At 64.8% G+C, this 15925-nt stretch carries 20 protein-coding genes; 16 read left to right on the top strand and 4 right to left on the bottom strand.

The features are described 5' to 3' along the window. The first annotated feature begins 199 nt into the window (after nucleotides 1-199). From atpD to ABGV18_RS01530, 12 genes are all read left to right on the top strand, one after another. On the top strand, nucleotides 200-1681 hold the full coding sequence (gene atpD, locus ABGV18_RS01585) for a F0F1 ATP synthase subunit beta (RefSeq protein WP_449728404.1): 1482 nt from the start codon (nucleotides 200-202) through the stop codon (nucleotides 1679-1681). After that, entirely contained in the window at nucleotides 1671-2060 is a 390-nt protein-coding gene (locus ABGV18_RS01580) for a F0F1 ATP synthase subunit epsilon (protein ID WP_396581115.1), read from the top strand. Before atpD ends, ABGV18_RS01580 begins: the two co-directional genes overlap by 11 nt. Further along, nucleotides 2053-2430, top strand: coding sequence for an AtpZ/AtpI family protein (locus tag ABGV18_RS01575; RefSeq protein WP_396584516.1), 378 nt, complete (start codon nucleotides 2053-2055; stop codon nucleotides 2428-2430). The genes ABGV18_RS01580 and ABGV18_RS01575 overlap by 8 nt, the downstream gene beginning before the upstream one ends. Next, on the top strand, nucleotides 2423-2737 hold the full coding sequence (locus ABGV18_RS01570; RefSeq protein WP_396581117.1) for an N-ATPase subunit AtpR: 315 nt from the start codon (nucleotides 2423-2425) through the stop codon (nucleotides 2735-2737). Before ABGV18_RS01575 ends, ABGV18_RS01570 begins: the two co-directional genes overlap by 8 nt. Before the next feature lie 2 nt (nucleotides 2738-2739). After that, on the top strand, nucleotides 2740-3435 hold the full coding sequence (locus ABGV18_RS01565) for a F0F1 ATP synthase subunit A (protein ID WP_396584515.1): 696 nt from the start codon (nucleotides 2740-2742) through the stop codon (nucleotides 3433-3435). A gap of 25 nt (nucleotides 3436-3460) precedes the next feature. Beyond that, complete coding sequence (locus ABGV18_RS01560; protein WP_396584514.1) at nucleotides 3461-3739, top strand: F0F1 ATP synthase subunit C; 279 nt, start codon at nucleotides 3461-3463, stop codon at nucleotides 3737-3739. 3 nt (nucleotides 3740-3742) lie between these two features. Continuing rightward, on the top strand, nucleotides 3743-4573 hold the full coding sequence (locus ABGV18_RS01555) for a F0F1 ATP synthase subunit delta (RefSeq protein WP_396584513.1): 831 nt from the start codon (nucleotides 3743-3745) through the stop codon (nucleotides 4571-4573). Continuing rightward, nucleotides 4570-6144: an alternate F1F0 ATPase, F1 subunit alpha gene (locus ABGV18_RS01550; RefSeq protein WP_396584512.1), complete on the top strand. Its 1575-nt coding sequence runs from the start codon at nucleotides 4570-4572 to the stop codon at nucleotides 6142-6144. The genes ABGV18_RS01555 and ABGV18_RS01550 overlap by 4 nt, the downstream gene beginning before the upstream one ends. Further along, entirely contained in the window at nucleotides 6141-7019 is an 879-nt protein-coding gene (locus ABGV18_RS01545) for a F0F1 ATP synthase subunit gamma (protein ID WP_396584511.1), read from the top strand. The genes ABGV18_RS01550 and ABGV18_RS01545 overlap by 4 nt, the downstream gene beginning before the upstream one ends. A 218-nt stretch (nucleotides 7020-7237) precedes the next feature. Continuing rightward, nucleotides 7238-8158, top strand: coding sequence for a 30S ribosomal protein S6--L-glutamate ligase (gene rimK / locus ABGV18_RS01540; protein WP_396584510.1), 921 nt, complete (start codon nucleotides 7238-7240; stop codon nucleotides 8156-8158). A gap of 4 nt (nucleotides 8159-8162) precedes the next feature. Next, nucleotides 8163-9197, top strand: coding sequence for a succinylglutamate desuccinylase/aspartoacylase family protein (locus tag ABGV18_RS01535; RefSeq protein WP_396584509.1), 1035 nt, complete (start codon nucleotides 8163-8165; stop codon nucleotides 9195-9197). A gap of 9 nt (nucleotides 9198-9206) precedes the next feature. Beyond that, nucleotides 9207-9668: a putative ATP-dependent zinc protease gene (locus tag ABGV18_RS01530; protein WP_396584508.1), complete on the top strand. Its 462-nt coding sequence runs from the start codon at nucleotides 9207-9209 to the stop codon at nucleotides 9666-9668. Here the strand turns inward: ABGV18_RS01530 and ABGV18_RS01525 are convergent. Both ABGV18_RS01525 and ABGV18_RS01520 read right to left on the bottom strand, forming a co-directional pair. Next, entirely contained in the window at nucleotides 9665-10099 is a 435-nt protein-coding gene (locus ABGV18_RS01525; RefSeq protein ID WP_396584507.1) for a CBS domain-containing protein, read from the bottom strand. The two genes, ABGV18_RS01530 and ABGV18_RS01525, sit on opposite strands and share 4 nt — an antisense overlap. Then, nucleotides 10080-11300, bottom strand: a complete 1221-nt coding sequence (locus ABGV18_RS01520) for a cation:proton antiporter domain-containing protein (protein WP_396584506.1) — start codon at nucleotides 11298-11300, stop codon at nucleotides 10080-10082. Before ABGV18_RS01520 ends, ABGV18_RS01525 begins: the two co-directional genes overlap by 20 nt. A gap of 99 nt (nucleotides 11301-11399) precedes the next feature. On the opposite strand from ABGV18_RS01520, the gene ABGV18_RS01515 reads away from it, so the two are divergent. Next, nucleotides 11400-11633: a hypothetical protein gene (locus ABGV18_RS01515; protein WP_396584505.1), complete on the top strand. Its 234-nt coding sequence runs from the start codon at nucleotides 11400-11402 to the stop codon at nucleotides 11631-11633. A gap of 167 nt (nucleotides 11634-11800) precedes the next feature. After that, nucleotides 11801-11950 carry an entericidin A/B family lipoprotein gene (locus tag ABGV18_RS01510; protein ID WP_396584504.1) on the top strand — a complete coding sequence of 50 codons (150 nt, stop codon included), beginning with the start codon at nucleotides 11801-11803 and terminating at the stop codon, nucleotides 11948-11950. 3 nt (nucleotides 11951-11953) lie between these two features. On the opposite strand, the gene ABGV18_RS01505 is transcribed toward ABGV18_RS01510, so the two are convergent. Further along, nucleotides 11954-12934 carry an alpha/beta fold hydrolase gene (locus ABGV18_RS01505; RefSeq protein ID WP_396584503.1) on the bottom strand — a complete coding sequence of 327 codons (981 nt, stop codon included), beginning with the start codon at nucleotides 12932-12934 and terminating at the stop codon, nucleotides 11954-11956. A gap of 141 nt (nucleotides 12935-13075) precedes the next feature. Between ABGV18_RS01505 and ABGV18_RS01500 the strand changes: the two genes are divergently transcribed. Next, nucleotides 13076-13612: a macro domain-containing protein gene (locus tag ABGV18_RS01500; RefSeq protein ID WP_396584502.1), complete on the top strand. Its 537-nt coding sequence runs from the start codon at nucleotides 13076-13078 to the stop codon at nucleotides 13610-13612. Nucleotides 13613-13905: 293 nt separating this feature from the next. Next, entirely contained in the window at nucleotides 13906-14454 is a 549-nt protein-coding gene (locus ABGV18_RS01495) for a DJ-1/PfpI/YhbO family deglycase/protease (RefSeq protein WP_396584501.1), read from the top strand. Between the two features lie 60 nt (nucleotides 14455-14514). Here ABGV18_RS01495 and ABGV18_RS01490 read toward each other — a convergent pair whose 3' ends face one another. Continuing rightward, entirely contained in the window at nucleotides 14515-15858 is a 1344-nt protein-coding gene (locus ABGV18_RS01490; protein ID WP_396584500.1) for a DUF2254 domain-containing protein, read from the bottom strand. Nucleotides 15859-15925: the final 67 nt, after the last annotated feature.

Here is a 15925-nt window from a genome sequence, read left to right as displayed (position 1 = left end):
TCCGGCCGCGCCACCAAGCGGGCCAAAGGTCAGTCTGGCCACACCCTCTCGCTCCGCCCTCACCTATTCCTGATGACCCGCGCCCCGGCAAGGGGGTTTGCCTTGTCCCACGGAGGCCAGGCAGAACGGCTGTGATGCCGACCGCTATTGCCTACCCTTGTGGAAGATCGATCAGCCCGATCGAGGGAGTCAGCATCCGATGAGTCAAACAGTCGAAGGCGTCGTCGTCTCGGTCCGCGGCAGCGTGGTGGAGGCAAGCTTCGAGGAAAACCTGCCGCCCATCAATACGATCCTGCGCACCGGCGCGGAGAAGGACATCGTGGTCGAGGTGCTGATGCAGGTCAGCGCGCATCGCGTGCGCGGCGTAGCGCTGACCCCGACCCAGGGCTTGAGCCGCGGGATGGCGGTGACCAGCACCGGCGAACCGCTGAAGGCCCCCGTGGGGCGAGAGGGGTTGTCGCGGATGTTCAATGTCTTCGGCGACGTGATCGACCGTGGCCCGCAGCCCCAGGGGATGCAGTGGCGCTCCATCCATCACCCACCACCGCCGCTGGCACGTCGCTCCACCCGCTCGGAGATCTTCGAGACCGGCATCAAAATCATCGACGTGCTGATGCCGCTGGAGCGCGGCGGCAAGGCCGGGCTTTTCGGCGGCGCCGGCGTGGGCAAGACCGTGCTCCTCACCGAGATGATTCACAACATGGTCGAGCACCAGGAGGGGGTCAGCATCTTCTGCGGCGTGGGCGAACGCTGCCGCGAGGGTGAGGAGCTCTATCGGGAGATGAAGGAGGCCGGGGTGTTGTCGGACATGGCCATGGTCTTCGGCCAGATGAACGAGCCCCCTGGCAGCCGGTTCCGCGTCGGGCATGCCGCCCTGACCATGGCGGAGTATTTCCGCGACGACGAGCGCCGCGACGTCTTGCTGCTGATGGACAACATCTTTCGCTTCATCCAGGCCGGCTCCGAGGTCTCCGGCCTGATGGGGCAAATGCCCTCGCGGCTAGGCTATCAACCCACCATGGGCACGGAACTGGCGGAGCTCGAGGAACGCATCGCCAACACTGACTCCGGCGCCATCACCTCCATCCAGGCGGTCTATGTGCCGGCAGACGACTTCACCGACCCGGCAGCCGTGCATACCTTCTCCCACCTGTCCGCCTCGATCGTGCTCTCGCGAAAACGCGCGGCGGAGGGGCTCTACCCGGCCGCCGACCCGCTGCAGTCACGATCGAAGATGGCCACCCCCAGCGTGATCGGCGAACGTCACTACCGGCTGGGCCGGGAGGTGCGCCGCACCCTGGCCCAGTACGCGGAACTCAAGGACATCATCGCCATGCTCGGGCTGGAACAGCTTTCGCCGGAGGATCGCAAGATCGTGGCCCGGGCTCGGCGACTGGAGCGCTTTCTCACCCAACCGTTTTTCACCACCGAACAGTTCACCGGGCAACCGGGGAAACTGGTCAGCCTGGATGAGTCGCTGGATGGCTGCGAACGCATTCTCGCCGACGAGTTCATGGATCTGCCGGAGAGTGCGCTGTACATGATCGGAACGGTCGACGAGGCCCACGAGAAGAACCGGCAGCGCTCCTCATCCGACAGCGACAGCGACAGCGACAGCGATGACGATAGCGATTCGACCACCACGGAGGATGCTCGTGCCAACGACCTCAATGAGGCTTAGGATTCTGCTGCCGTTCGAGGTTTTCCTGGAACGCGACACGGTCTCCCGTGTGGTGGCCGAGAGCCGCTCGGGATCGTTCGGCATCCTGCCGCGGCGGCTGGATTGCGTGGCCGCGCTGGAACCCGGGATATTGACCTTCGAAACGCCGGGCGACGGCGAGATCTATGTGGCGGTGGATGAAGGCATACTGGTCAAGACGGGCAGCGAGGTGCGTGTTTCGGTGCGCAACGCCTTGAGCGGCAAGGACCTTCGGCACCTTCGCGAGGCCGTCGAACAACAGTTCATGACCTTGAGCGAACAGGAGCGAGACGTCCGCTCGGTGATGACAAAACTGGAGAGCGGTCTGATCCGACGACTGGCGGAGTTCCACCATGACTGACAAGCGCGATCGCGACCACCAAGAGAACCGGAACCACGAGAACCGGAATCACGGCAATGCATTCAGCCGAACGGTCGGCGCCAAGGCGGTACGCAAGCTGACCGCCCAGCGGGACACCACCCACGGCGTCTGGTTCGGCCTGGGCATGATGGGCCTGGTCGGCTGGTCGGTGGCCGTGCCCACCCTGCTGGGGACAATGCTGGGCCTGTGGCTGGACGAACACCATCCCGCGCCGTTTTCCTGGACGCTGGCGCTTCTGGTGGCCGGACTGGTGCTCGGCTGCCTGAATGCCTGGCGCTGGGTGGCCAAGGAAGACAAGGCGATTCAGCAGACACGGGCAAACGGCGATGGGGGAGACGGCGATGAATGACATCCTGATATGGCTACTGGCATGCCTCGCCGGCATCGCGCTGGGTCTGTTCTTCTTCGGCGGCCTCTGGTGGACGGTGCGCCGAAGCGCCTCGTCGCGGCACCCGGCCCGCCTGTTCGTTTCCAGCTTTCTGGTTCGCATGATGGCGGCCGTTGGCGGCTTCTATTTGATAGCGGCGGACGGTGACTGGCGGCGAGTTATTGCCTCGCTGCTGGGGTTCTTGATCGCGCGTTGGCTGGTACTCCGGTGGACGCGTCCCGGCAGCGCAGCCGAATCACCGGCAACCCAACCCGGACAGGGGGGCTGAGGATGCTTCTGAGTCCCGACGGCATCCTGTTCTGGGAATACGGCTGGCTCAAGCTCAACGCCACGATCGCATTCACTTGGGCCACCATGCTCCTGCTGGTGGCGGGGAGCTGGCTGGTCACCTCTCGACTGTCGACCGGCGAGACGCGCTCACGTTGGCAGAACCTGCTCGAGGTGGTGGTGATCCAGATCGAGACACAGGTCACGGACGTCGGCCTCGACGAGCCACGCCAGTACCTGGGCTTTCTCGGCACGCTGTTTCTTTTCATCGCGATCTGCGCCTTGTTGACGATGATCCCCGGCTACCAGTCGCCCACCGCGTCACTGTCGACCACCGTGGCGCTCGCCCTGAGCGTGTTCGTGGCCGTGCCCTTTTACGGCATTTCGGAACGGGGGCTGACGAGCTACCTGCGCTCCTACGCCCGCCCCACGCCGATCATGCTGCCGTTCAACGTTATCGGCGAGCTCTCTCGAACGCTGGCACTGGCGGTGCGCCTGTTCGGCAACATGATGAGCGGGGCCATGATCATCGGCATCCTCCTGACCATCACCCCGTTTCTCTTTCCGATCGTGATGGCTGCGCTCGGCTTGCTAACGGGAATGGTTCAGGCCTATATCTTCTTCATCTTGGCCACCGTCTACATCGCCGCCGCCACGCGGGTACGTCGAGTGGAAACCGCCGACCAATCCAGCCAATGACCATCACCGCAGGAGCAAAGACCCCATGGACAGCATGACCATTATCGCGGTGGCTTCCATCGTCACCGCCGGGCTCACGCTGGGTATCGGCGTGTTGGGCCCCTCTCTCGGCGAGGGACGGGCGGTTGCCAATGCCCTGACCTCGCTTGCGCAACAGCCGGACTCCGCCCAGGCGATCACCCGGACGCTGTTCGTGGGCCTGGCGATGATCGAGTCCACCGCGATCTACTGCTTCGTGGTCTCGATGATCCTGATCTTTGCCAATCCCTTCTGGAACCACTTCCTCGCGGCGAGCGGTGGCTGATCCATGTTAATTGACTGGTACACAGTCGGGGCCCAGATAATCAACTTCGTGATCCTGGTCTGGCTGCTCAAGCGCTTTCTGTATCGACCGATACTCCGCGCGATCGATGCCCGCGAAGCGCGCATTGCCGCGGACCTGTCCGATGCAAAGAAAACCCGTGCCGAGGCCGAACGCGAGCGCGAGAAGTTCGAAAACAAGAACGTGGACCTGGAGCGCCAGCGCGATGAACGGCTCGAGGAGGTGACCAGAGAGGCGAGCCAAAAGCGCCATCGCTTGATGGATGCCGCGCGACGGGCCGCCGAGCAATTGCGCGCCAAGCAGATCGAGGCGTTGCGCCGCGAGCAGGACAGCCTGAGCCAGGACATGGTGCGCAAGGCGCGTGCCGAGGTGCTGGCCATCAGTCGACAGGCGCTGGAGGACCTGGCCAATCAAAGCCTGGAATCGGCCATGACCGACGTGTTTCTCGGCCGCCTGCAGGACCTGGACGAATCGGATCGACGCGAATTGGCCGACGACTTGGCCGGCTCCAATGAGGCGATCAGGCTGCGCAGCGCTTTCCCCCTGCCCGAGGCGCAGCAGACGCGATTACGTGAGGCCCTCACCGAGGCAATGGACACGCAGATCTCCATCCGCTTCGAGACAGCCCCCGAGATCATCGGCGGGATCGAGCTGGTCGGCAGCGGACACAAGCTCGGCTGGAGCATCGAGGAATACCTGCATGCCCTGGAGCACCACCTGGTCGAACGCATTGAGGCGCATGTCCGCGAGGCGGGCAGCTCGTCGAGAAAACCCAGTGACCGCCAGTCGGGCGCGTCCGAGGATGCGTCCGAATGACCGATACCCGCGACGGCCTCCGGCATGCCCTGAACCAGGGGTTTGACGCCCTAGAGGAGGCACGGGAATCCTTCGAGGCGCGGATGCCCGTGCGCGAAGTCGGCCGAGTCATCAGTGTCTCCACCGGCATCGCGCGGGTCAGCGGTCTGCCCAACGTGGGCTACGAGGAGTTGCTGGTGTTCCCGGGAGGGATCTTCGGCATTGCCTTCAATCTCGACGAACAGGAAATCGGCGTGGTGCTCTTGGGAGAGTACCGTCACCTGCAGGCAGGCGACGAGGTCCAACGCACGGGACGGGTCATGGATGTGCCGGTGGGCGAGACCATGATCGGGCGGGTGGTCGACCCGCTCGGTCGGCCGCTCGACGAGGGACACCCCCCGCAAGCCAGCCGACGCATGCCGATCGAGCGAACGGCACCAGCGATCATGGATCGCGCCGCCGTCTCGGTCCCGCTGCAGACGGGCCTCAAAGTGATCGACGCCTTGATTCCCATCGGCCGGGGGCAGCGTGAACTGATTCTCGGCGATCGTCAGACCGGCAAGACCAGCATCGCGATCGACACCATCCTCAACCAGCGCGGCAAGGACGTGTTTTGCGTCTATTGCGCGATCGGACAACGCACCGCCTCGGTGGCCAAGGCCGTGGCCACATTGCAGGCCCACGGGGCGATGGAATACACCACCGTGGTGGTGACCGAGGGCAACCAAGCGCCCGGTCTGGCCTACATCGCGCCTTACGCGGCGACCACCATCGCCGAACACCTGATGACCGATGGCCAGGACGTGCTGATCGTCTACGACGACCTGACCCAGCACGCGCGCGCCTACCGCGAGCTGTCGCTGCTGCTGCGCCGACCGCCGGGACGCGAGGCCTTTCCGGGAGACATCTTCTACATCCATTCGCGCCTGTTGGAACGGGCCACGCACCTGCGCTCGGAGGAAGGCGGCGGATCCCTCACCGCCTTGCCGATCATCGAAACCGAGGCCCAGGACATTTCCGCCTACATCCCCACCAACCTGATCTCGATCACCGACGGCCAGATCTTCCTCTCGCCCTCCCTGTTCGAGCTAGGCATGCTGCCGGCTGTCGATGTCGGCAAGTCGGTGTCCCGCGTGGGCGGCAAGGCGCAACGCAAGGCATTGCGGGAAGTGGCAGGCGATCTCAAGCTGGCCTATGCGCAGTTCGAAGAACTGGAGAGCTTCGCCCGTTTCGGCGCGCGCCTGGACGAGGAAACGCGCCGGGTGATCGAGCATGGCCGACGCATCCGCGCCTGCCTGAAACAGCCCGAGGCCCAACCCGTGCCACTCGCCGAACAGATCGTGCTCATGGTGGCCCTGAGTGAGCAGCTGTTCGACGAAATCCCGCTGGCCAAGATGCCCGAGGCGGAAGGACGGGTCCGATCCATTGTGGCCGACCTGGACGAGCCCCTTCGGGACTCCCTGGCCGCTGGCACCTCCCTCTCCGAGGCGCAGCGGGCATCGATCATCGAGACCGCGCGTGGGGCATTGCAGCCATTCCTCGGCGAGAAAGACGAGGACGCAGGCGACGACCAGTCGGAGTCGCGGCTATGACCGGCCATACCGTGGATCTGCGCCGCAAGATCGACAACGCCAAGGACCTGCATGCGGTGGTGCAGACCATGAAGGCCATGGCGGCATCAAGCATCGGGCAATTCGAGCAGTCCGTTGAGTCGGTGGGCGATTACTACCGCACCGTCTCCCTGGGATTGACGGCCTGCCTGCGCCAGCGAAACGCCATGGCCTCCCCGCCCGCGGAACGCCGGAACGAACCGCGCCCACTGATCGCAGTCGTCTTCGGCTCCGATCAGGGTCTGGCCGGGCAGTTCAACGAGAAGATCGCCGACTTCGCGCTCGAGCATCTACGCGGCCGGGAAGCGTCCCTGCACCTGTGGGCCGTTGGCGAGCGGGTGGAGGGTCGATTGACGGAGGCCGGCCTGGCGATCAGCGGGCGCTTCGACGTGCCCAATGCCGTCAAGGCCATTCCTCCCCTGGTGGGGCGGATACTAATAGCCAACGAAACACAGCTGGTACAGGCCGAGCATGCCGACATGCAGCTCTTCTACAATCAACCCGCCTCAGGCGCCGTGTTCGAGCCGGTCCGTCAGCGCCTACTGCCCCTGGATCGCTTCTGGATCGCGTCCCTAATCGAGACCCTGTGGCCCACCGACAACCTGCCGGAAGTGGTGGGCGACGGCCGCGTGACGCTGCAGGCCCTGGTGAGGGAATACCTGTTCGTCTCGCTGTTTCGTGCCTGTGCCGAATCCCTCGCCAGCGAGAACGCCAGCCGTCTGGCGGCCATGCAGCGCGCGGACAAGAATATCGAGGAATTGCTGGAGCAGTTGAGCACCTCATTCCATCGGCAACGCCAGAGCGCCATCGATGCCGAGCTGTTCGACCTGATCGCGAGCTTCGAGGCCCTAGAGTAGGAAAGGCCCAGACCCACCGCCCGGTTGGCCCGGCGGCGAAAACGCTTGGACCAGGAGACGGCGGAGGCCAGACTTGGCTCACCTTCTGCCCTTTGCTTGCGAATCCCGGATATCCCGACCCCCGGCCGATTTCCGCTGCCAACCACGCGGGTTTTCTCCTACAGTTGGGTTATCGCTCGCCACCGAACCCTTCTAAAACGAAACAACCGGATGCCTGCATGAAAATCGCCATTCTCTCGCGCAACCCCAAGCTGTATTCGACGCAACGCCTGGTCGAGGCCGCCACCGAGCGTGGTCACGAGGTGCGGGTGCTCGACGTGCTGCGCTGTTACATGAACATCACCTCGAACAAGCCCAAGGTGCACTACAAGGGCGAGACGCTCGACAACTTCGACGCGGTCATCCCGCGCATCGGAGCGTCGGTGACCTTCTACGGCGCCTCGGTGCTGCGCCAGTTCGAGATGCTGGGCACCTTCCCGCTCAACGAGTCGGTCGCGATCAGTCGCTCGCGCGACAAGCTGCGCTCGCTGCAACTGCTGTCGCGCAAGGGCATCGGCCTGCCGGTCACCGGGTTCGCCCACCGGCCGGACGACGTCGAGGACCTGATCAAGATGGTCGGCGGTGCGCCACTGGTGATCAAGCTCCTTGAGGGCACGCAGGGCATTGGCGTGGTGCTGGCCGAGACCAACCAGGCCGCCGAAAGCGTCATCGAGGCCTTCATGGGGCTGAAGGCCAACATCCTGGTGCAGGAATACATCAAGGAGGCCGGCGGTGCCGACATCCGCTGCTTCGTCATCGGCGACAAGGTGGTCGCCGCGATGAAGCGCCAGGGCAAGGAGGGCGAGTTCCGCTCCAACCTGCACCGTGGCGGGTCGGCCAGCCTGATCCGCATTACCCCGGAGGAGCGCTCCACCGCCGTGCGGGCCGCCAAGACCATGGGGCTGAACGTCGCCGGTGTCGACCTGCTTCGCTCGAACCACGGCCCGGTGGTCATGGAGGTCAACTCCTCGCCGGGGCTGGAGGGCATCGAGGCGGCCACCGGCAAGGACATCGCCGGGACACAGATCCAGTTCATCGAGAAAAAGCTGGCCGAGCGTCGCTCCGGCAGCAGCCTGACACGCACCCGCGGGCGGGGCTGATCGCATGCGCGAGGCCTTCGAGATCGCCGGTCACAGCATCGCCCCGGGCGAGCGAGCCCTGGTGGACCTGCCCATGCCCAAGCTCAGCTCGCGCACCAGCCTGAACATGCCGGTCCACGTGCTTCACGGCCGACGGGACGGCCCCACCCTGTTCATCTGCGCGGCCCTCCATGGCGACGAACTCAACGGCGTGGAGATCATCCGCCGTGTCCTGAAAACACGCTCGCTGGGTCGGCTGCGCGGCACCCTGATCGCCGTGCCCGTGGTCAATGCCTATGGCCTGATCCACGAGAGCCGCTACCTGCCCGACCGACGCGATCTCAACCGGTCGTTCCCAGGCTCGGATCAGGGGTCCCTGGCCGCCCGTCTGGCCAACCTGTTCCTCGAGGAAGTGGTCTCCCGTTGCAGCCATGGCATCGACCTGCATACCGGCGCCATTCACCGCCCCAATCTGCCGCAGATTCGCGCCGACCTGGACGATGATGAAACGCTGCATCTGGCGCGCGCGTTCGGTGTGCCAGTCCTGCTGAACGCCTCGCTGCGGGATGGCTCGCTGCGGGGCGCCGCCGGCGACTTGGGCATCCCCACCCTGCTCTACGAGGCCGGTGAGGCCCTGCGCTTTGACGAGGTCTCCATCCGCGCGGGGGTGGCCGGGGTACTCAACGTGATGCGCAAACTGGAGATGCTGCCACCCTCCAAACGCAAAACAGACAAATGGCGTGAACCCGTCGTGTCCCGGCGCAGTGCCTGGGTACGCGCCCCGGAAAGCGGCATGCTCAGCACCGTGCTGCCGCTGGGCGCGCAGGTAGCGAAGGATGAAACACTGGGTTATATCGCTGACCCCTACAGCGGCCAGCGCGAGGCCATCGTCTCGAATACCGATGGAATCATCATCGGCCGGCTGGAACTTCCGCTCGTCCACGAGGGCGACGCCGTCTACCACATTGCCCGCTTCGAGACGGACGCGGGCAATGTGGCCTTGCAGGTCGGCCACTTCCACGCCGATCACGCCGATGACAAGGATGCCGTCGAGAACTAAGGACCAGAAATGAACGACAACGACCGCGACAGGCTGCGAAGGCTCGGCTGGCGCGAATGGATCGCCCTGCCCGACCTGAACATCCCGCGCATCAAGGCCAAGGTGGATACCGGGGCGCGCACGTCCTGCCTGCATGCCTTTTTCATCGAGCCCTTCCGTCGCGCCAACCGCGACTGGGTGCGCCTGTCCGTGCACCCAGTCCAGCGAGACGCCCAAACCGTGGTTCATTGCGAGGCCGAGCTACTCGACCAGCGGCTGATCTCGGATTCCGGCGGGCACCGCGAGAATCGCTACGTCATCGCCACCCGGGCGGTGATCGGCGGCGAGGAACAGACCATGGAGCTGACCCTGACCGACCGTGACAGCATGCGCTTTCGCATGCTGCTGGGGCGCAAGGCATTGGAAGACCGCTTTCTGGTCGACCCGGCCGCGTCCTACCTCAGCGGAAAGCCCAAGCTACCCAAGGGTTAGTCGCGTCGATCGATCGCCTGGCGCAGCAGATCCGCGACCCGGATCACCCCCAGCAGCCGCCGGTCGGCGTCGACCACCGGGATGTCCTCGACCCGCCGCTCCATGTGGTGGTGGAACACCTCGCTGATTCGCTCGTCCGGTTGCATACAGAGCACGTGATCGTCCATGTGTTCGCGCACGACGCCCGTGGTCACCCGCTCGACCAGTTGCCGCCGGCTGTGAGTGGGCCGCAGATGGGCGAGCAGCAGGCCCGCCAGCCGACGAAACCCCAGGTGACCACAGACCTGCCCGTCCGCGTCGATCACGTAGATGTCGCGCACCTCCGGGTGTTCGAGAAACCGGGTCGCGGCCTCCGGCAGCGAGGCTTCCGGCGACAGGGTTACCGCCTCTACCGGATGTGCCTTCAACCAGTCACTTGCCTTCATTGTCATGCTCCCCGTCGTGTCCACCATTGGCCTCGTTGAGTTCACCGGCCCGCCTCAGACCGAACCGCGCGGCAAACGCCCCGATCGATTCGGTCAGCAGCGTGCTTGCCGTGATGATGTTGATCGCCAGGATCGCCACCTCGGCAAAGCGCGGCTGCCCCTCGAGCATCAGCGCCATGCCCACGGCCACGCCACCCTGCGGCAGCATGCCCAGGCCGACGTTGTTCGCGATCGCCGGCGGCGCCCCACCCAGGCGAGCGCCGATCCATGAACCGATGACCTGCCCTGCCCCACGCAGCACGAAGAACAGCAGGATCAGCCAGCCGTGCTCGACCACGACAGACAGATCGAAGTACAACCCGGCGAAGGTGAAGAACAGGACGAACACCATCTCCTCGAGCTGCTCGACCGGCTCGAACAGGCGTTCGGCATGGGCCCCGCCGAACCAACGCGCGGTAAAACCCAGCGTCATGGCCGCCAGCAGTCCGGAAAAATGCCAGGCCTCCGCCAGTCCGACCAGCAGGATGATGGCGCCGATGAGTGCAACCAGGCGCAACTCGTGTTCGTGCAGCAGGCGGCTGATCCGCTCGATCAGCCAGCCGCCGACCCCACCGATCACCAGCGCCGCGACCAGTTCCCACGCCAACAGCGGCAAGGCCGACGCCAGGCCGTCAGCGGCGAGCAGGGCCAGTGCGACGGAGAAGATCACCACGCCCAGGGCATCGTCCATCGCGACCATGCCCAGCAGCGCCGTGGTCAACGGCCCGCTCGCCCGATATTGATGGATGATCGCGACGATGGCAGCGGGTGCGGTGATGGTTGCCAGAGCAGCGAGCACCAGCGGCGCCCCCCAAACCGGCAGATCCGGCACGCTCACGCCCAGCCAGACGAACCCGGCGAACACCAGCAGGAACGCACCGGCGACCTTGCCGACGGTCGCCGTGATGATCGATACGCCCAGGCGACGCAGTTGTCCGATCGTGGCCGCCCCGCCGATCAGGTAGGCGACGATGCCCAGGGCGATCGCCACCAGCGGCTGGGTCCAGCGGGCGGTATCCAGCCCGAGGTGATCGCCCAGCAGATCCGGCGAGAACAGCATCCCGATCAGGATGTAGCCGACCACCCGCGGCACCCCGAAGAAATGGCTCCCCAGGGTGCCGAAGGCCAAACCGGCCAGCAACAGGACGCCTATTAGCAGTATTTCCACGCCATCTCCTTGCCTACTCATCCGAATCGACGCAACCGGATGGGGAACCTTGTCGCCGTTGCACTATCCTAAGGACTATCCGAATGGATCGGCAACGACATGATCTTCGGCTCAAACCTCCGAGACCTCGCCGATTCGCTCGGAGCATTCGAAGAGAACAAATGGAACAGGTACGGAATCATGATTCACATCTTTCTCAAACGCATTGCAATGCTGCTTGCCTTGGCAGGCTCTCTCACGCTGCTGGCCGGCTGCAACACGATGGAAGGCTTGGGCCAGGATACCCAGGAGCTGGGTGACTCGATCGAAGGCGAAGCCCAAGATCACGATTGACGCCTTCCACCATCCGGGCGCATCGAGGCCACGCCCGACACGGCGTGGCTTTTTTGATGACACTTGCCCCGGCGCGGCAATGCAGAACGCGGCGGCATCGATCGAACACGTGCCGACGATGCCCCCGCTCAACATGACCGCCTGACACCTCACACGGAGATCCAGCCATGATCACTCGACTCATCAGCATCACCTTTCTTGCCGGCCTGCTGGCCCTGACCGCCGGCTGCAACACCATGGAAGGCCTCGGCGAGGACGTCAGGAACCTCGGCAGCGCCATCGAAGGCTCGGCCAACGAAAACAAGAACGAGGACTGATAATCAGGGGATGCGGTCGGCCTCCTGGCCGGCGGGCCGCGATACGCTCCATGTCAGCGCCTGGGTGAATTGCCCTGACACTTCCTCCCACGGGAAGTGCACGCACCCCGTTAGCACCTCGATCCGCGACAGCGACAGGTTCGCCTGCAGGGCCGCGAGGCTCTCGGGCATCAACAGGTCGTCCCGACAGCCGATAAAATCAATCGGGATGTTCCATTCCCGGATCGTCGCGTAGTCGACCGGATTGGCCCGGTACGCCCGCCAGCCCTCGATGTTCAATGTCGCGGAGAAGTCCGAGGCATCGAACTGCTCGGCATACCGCTGGCCCTGCGCGTAATCGAGAAAGTAGCTGGGTAACGCGCGTTCTATCTGATGACGCGCCCTCGTCGCCGGGTCGTCGCTTACGCCCGTTTGCTGCTGCCAGGCCCGCTCGTCATCCCAGGCCTCGCCCAATTCCCTAGCCCGGCGCCGATCGATCTGCACCACCACATCACGCATCGCGCGGCGTTCCGGATCGACGGGATTGAGCAGCACCAGATGGTTAACCGCGTCTGGATGAGCGCGCGTGTAGAGCAGCGCCATCAGCGCACCCCAGGAATGCCCCAGCAGTACCACCGGGCCCTCGCCGACCAATGACTGCCGCAAGCCTTCGATCTGGGCCACCCAGGCATCCAGCAGGGCCTGCCCCGTCAGCGCGTCTCCACTAACCGCATTCTCCCCCACCCCGAGCATGTCCATGATCGCGGTCCGATAGCCCAGCTCGGCGAGTCGATGCTGCACCGGCTCGAGGTTCCAGCTGGAAAAGCCCGGCCCGCCACCCAGCACGATCGCCACCGGCGCCTGCGTATCGCCGAGCGCGTGGTAACTGATTTCCCGTTCGTCCAGCACGAAGGTCTGCGCCGACGTGGTGAATTCGGCCCGAGCGGCAAGCGGCAACAGCAGCAGACAGCAGACGATCGGACAGAGCGTCAACAGACGTCGCATCGTGTGATTCCTTCGCGGGGTCCGGCTCAAGCGTAGTGCAACCTCGGTCAACTGCCGCTCCCTGACGGTTGTTCGGGTATTGCCTACACTTTCGATGTCGGCTTGGAGCAGACCCGAGCAACGATCAATCGAGGCATCCCGATGACATCACGAACCATCGTAGGCGTCACCATCGAGTGCATCCAGGGCGATATCGTCGACCAGCTGGACATGGACGCGGTGGTCAATGCGGCCAACGTGCAACTCGCGCCCGGCGGTGGCGTGGCCGGGGCCATTCACCGGGTCGCCGGACCGGGGCTGGCCCGCGAATGCGCCCCACTCGCGCCCATCCGCCCCGGGGAGGCGGTGATCAGCGGCGGCCACGACCTGCCCAACCCGCACGTGATCCACTGCCTCGGGCCGGTCTACGGCATGGACGAGCCGGCCGACGAACTGCTGGCCGCCTGCTATCGCAATGCGCTGGCCCGGGCCGAAGAGACGGGCCTGGGGAGCGTGGCCTTTCCCTCCATTTCCACCGGCGCCTTCGGCTATCCAGTAGAACCGGCCGCGAAAATAGCGATCGACACGGTGGTCGACGCCGCGCCGTCGTTGAAAACGGTACAGCGCCTGCGCTTCGTGCTGCACAGCGAATCCGACCTCGGCATTTACGGGCGTGCCCTGGAGGGGTCAAGCGTGTGATTCGGGCCACGCATTCTCGCGGCTGTCGGAGAGCGAAAACGGACGGCCCGAGGGCGTGAGCGTGCGTGCGAGACCTGGCGCAGGTTAGCTGTGCCGACAACCGCGCGGGATGCGAGGGAGAACGCGTTTCAGACCGTGCTGACCGAGCACGGCAACCAACCACCCGCCGACGGTCGTGAAACACCGGAGCAGATGCATCAGGGCCGCGTGACGATGAACTGACTCGCCGCCGGGTGTCTTCTACCCTCCTGCTCCATGCCCCGTTTATGCAACCATTGTCGAGGAGGCAACCCATGGCAGAAACACTGACAGGAAAACGCGTCGCGTTGCTCGTGGCCGACGGCTTCGAGCAGGTCGAGCTGACCGAACCCAAGCGCGCACTGGAACAAGCCGGCGCGACCGCCCAGATCGTCTCGCCGGCCGATGGCCGGGTGAAAGGCTGGCAACACACCGAGTGGGGCGATACCTTCGATGTCGATGTACCGCTGGATTCGGCCAGCGAGTCGAACTTCGACGCTCTGGTGTTGCCCGGCGGGGTGATGAACCCCGACGCGTTGCGCCAGAATAAGAAGGCCGTCAGCTTCGTGCGGAGCTTCTTCGATCAGCACAAGCCCGTGGCCGCGATCTGCCATGGCGGCTGGACACTGGTCGAGGCCGACGTGCTGCAGGGCCGGCGCGTGACCTCCTACCCCAGCATCCAGACCGACCTGAAGAACGCTGGCGCCGTCTGGGTCGACGAGGAGGTCGTGGTCGACAACGGTCTGGTGACCAGCCGCAACCCCAACGATCTGCCGGCATTCAATGCCAAGTTGATCGAAGAGGTAGCTGAAGGCCGGCACTGACCGCCTCCCCGATCCACCACCAGGCCCGGCAGATCGCCGGGCTTTCGTCCGTTTGGGCAGTCAATTTTCCTGCGCCGAGGCCTCGAGCGCCTGCTTGACTGCCCGATAGCTCTGATCCAGCACCTCGCGATCCTCTTGCTCGGGGAAGCTCTGCCATGCCCCGCGCCGGATCATGTCGGCATGCCGCAAGAGCGCGGCCCGATCGGCCGGTCGATGGGCGAAGGCCGTGATCAGCTCGAGCGTATCCATCAGGCGAATGCTCACCGCCACGTTGGCTCGCCCGTGTTGCCGAATCTGGTCGAACCCCGCGTCGAGTATCGTCGGGAAACTCGGAGACGGAGCAATCACCCGCAACTGCCCCTTGCTGTCCTGGCGATACGGAGACGGCATTTCTCGCGTGGCCAAGCGGCAAAACGCCGAACCGAGACGATCGACACAGGCGATAGCGGTGAATGGATCGTTGATCCCCGGTGACAGCGCCCGCACGGCAATCTCCACCAGCTCAAAGAGGGCAGACTCGATATCCTGGCCGGGTGTGCGCTGATTGCCCAGGGCAAAGGCCGCGTTGACCTCCCGGGCAAACTCGTCGCCACGCGGGCCAGCGGGCCAGACCCGCAGCAAGGAACGACCGGCCACCACGTAGTGGCCCGGAGGACACTCGAGACGAATGACCACGTCCTCCCGCACAGCAAGGGCCATCAGGGCACTCGCGTCGACGAATTGCACGTAACCGTCACCCGATGCGCCAACCGGCTCGCCCTCGCGGCTCAGCAGTCGCAAGAAGGCAGCGCCCGGAATCTCCGCGGACTTCCCCGCGGGTCCCTGGCCGATAGTCTCGGGGAACAGGCTCTCCAACACATCGATCAACTCGCTGCCCACTCGCGCGATGACCTGGTTCGCCTGGATGGAAATGGCCACGTGGTGGATGAAGTAGATCAGCATACCCAGGCTGATCACGGCCAGCAGTACACCCAGGGTGACCGATAGCTGCGGGACGAAGGCGTATGCATCGCTACGGCGAATGGTCAGCACCACCAGCACGCAATAGAGAAACGTGGCGACGTAAGTCCCGAGCACGATCTGGGTCGGAGGATCGCGCATGAAGCTGCGTAGCAGACGCGGGCCCAGTTGTGACGAAGCCAGGGAAAGCGTCACGAGAGTCATGGAGAACACGACCCCGGCCATCGTGGCCATCGACCCGGCGATAATGCCCAGCACCGCGCTGGCGCCTTCCGGCCCACCCGTGAATGACCAGCCGATGGCCAGCCAGCCCTCGACCACCGTGAGACGATCGACGCGGCCGGCCACTGCCGCCAGGGCCACGGCCCCGGCCACCAGCATCCCCGGGATGAACCAGAAACTGGAGCGCAAAGCCTCCCAGTACTTGAACATCTGCACTTTCATGATGATGGCACCTCAAGCCTTTACTGGTTCATTCCCGGAGCGCCCTAATCGGCAAGCCGGGGCGGTC

The sequence above is a fragment of the Guyparkeria halopsychrophila genome (assembly GCF_044582135.1).
GTDB lineage: Bacteria > Pseudomonadota > Gammaproteobacteria > Halothiobacillales > Halothiobacillaceae > Guyparkeria.
This window is presented reverse-complemented; position numbering and strand designations above follow the sequence as displayed.